Annotated in this window: 4 protein-coding genes; 3 read left to right on the forward strand and 1 reads right to left on the reverse strand. The window is 41.9% G+C overall.

Annotation, left to right across the window (positions count from 1 at the left end; all coding sequences use genetic code 11):
- The 3 genes from PY311_RS12560 to PY311_RS12570 all read left to right on the forward strand — a co-directional run.
- The coding region (locus tag PY311_RS12560) for an HNH endonuclease signature motif containing protein (protein WP_286149035.1) at positions 1–477 on the forward strand (477 nt) is incomplete at its 5' end.
- 2 nt (positions 478–479) lie between these two features.
- On the forward strand, positions 480–740 hold the full coding sequence (locus tag PY311_RS12565; protein ID WP_000420692.1) for a bacteriocin immunity protein: 261 nt from the start codon (positions 480–482) through the stop codon (positions 738–740).
- A 61-nt stretch (positions 741–801) separates the two neighbouring features.
- Positions 802–945, forward strand: coding sequence for a colicin release lysis protein (locus tag PY311_RS12570; protein WP_001314446.1), 144 nt, complete (start codon positions 802–804; stop codon positions 943–945).
- A 66-nt stretch (positions 946–1011) separates the two neighbouring features.
- On the opposite strand, the gene PY311_RS12575 is transcribed toward PY311_RS12570, so the two are convergent.
- Positions 1012–1202: hypothetical protein (locus tag PY311_RS12575; protein ID WP_286149036.1), on the reverse strand; the 191-nt coding region annotated here is incomplete at its 5' end.

The raw sequence follows: 1202 nt of genomic DNA on the forward strand, positions 1-1202 counted from the left end.
GCGTTAGGTGCTGCGCTGGAACGCCGTAAGCAGAAGGAAAATAAAGAAAAGGACTCTAAGGATAAATTAGATAAGGAGAGTAAACGGAATAAGCCAGGGAAGGCGACGGGTAAAGGAAAACCAGTTGGTGATAAATGGCTTGATGATGCGGGTAAAGATTCAGGAGCGCCAATTCCTGATCGCATTGCTGATAAGTTGCGTGATAAAGAATTTAAAAGTTTTGACGATTTCCGGAAGAAATTCTGGGAAGAAGTGTCAAAAGATCCCGAGCTTAGTAAGCAATTTAAAGACAGTAATAAGACGAACATTCAAAAGGGAAAAGCACCTTTTGCAAGGAAGAAAGACCAAGTAGGTGGTAGGGAACGCTTTGAATTACATCATGATAAACCAATCAGTCAGGATGGTGGTGTCTATGATATGGATAATATCAGAGTGACCACACCTAAGCGACATATTGATATTCATAGAGGTAAGTAAAAATGGAACTGAAACATAGTATTAGTGATTATACCGAGGCTGAATTTCTGGAGTTTGTAAAAAAAATATGTAGAGCTGAAGGTGCTACTGAAGAGGATGACAATAAATTAGTAAGAGAGTTTGAGCGATTAACTGAGCACCCAGATGGTTCAGATCTGATTTATTATCCTCGCGATGACAGGGAAGATAGTCCTGAAGGGATTGTTAAAGAAATTAAAGAATGGCGAGCTGCTAACGGTAAGCCAGGATTTAAACAGGGCTAAAATATGAATGCCGGTTGTTTATGGATGAATGGCTGGCATTCTTTCACAACAAGGAGTCGTTATGAAAAAAATAACAGGGATTATTTTATTGCTTCTTGCAGTCATTATTCTGGCTGCATGTCAGGCAAACTATATCCGGGATGTTCAGGGCGGGACTGTATCCCCGTCATCAACAGCTGAAGTGACCGGATTAGCAACGCAGTAACCCGAAATCCTCTTTGACAAAAACAAAGCGTGTCAGGCTGATTCTGATGCGCTTTTTTTTGAAATGTCACAAAAATTCCATGCGGGAGATGAGAGCTAAAATCCCCGTGCAGAACTTTCCACCCAGGGGGAGAAAACTTGTCATTTTGACCTGTTCGCCCTTCGGAACAGTCGAAATCGATCGCGCATCGCTTTCGTGCATAGTTATGCAGCCCTCTAAAAACGATTCTGGCGCGTTTTTCTGGTTTGGCCTGGTGT

It is taken from the genome of Neopoerus faecalis, from assembly GCF_029218125.1.
GTDB classification, from domain to species: domain Bacteria; phylum Bacillota; class Clostridia; order Oscillospirales; family Oscillospiraceae; genus Oscillibacter; species Oscillibacter faecalis_A.

Bases quoted from the DNA above. Each gene is read 5' to 3' on its own strand.
- PY311_RS12565 (WP_000420692.1), top strand. From the start codon at position 480: ATGGAACTGAAACATAGTATTAGTGATTATACCGAGGCTGAATTTCTG.
- PY311_RS12570 (WP_001314446.1), top strand. From the start codon at position 802: ATGAAAAAAATAACAGGGATTATTTTATTGCTTCTTGCAGTCATTATT.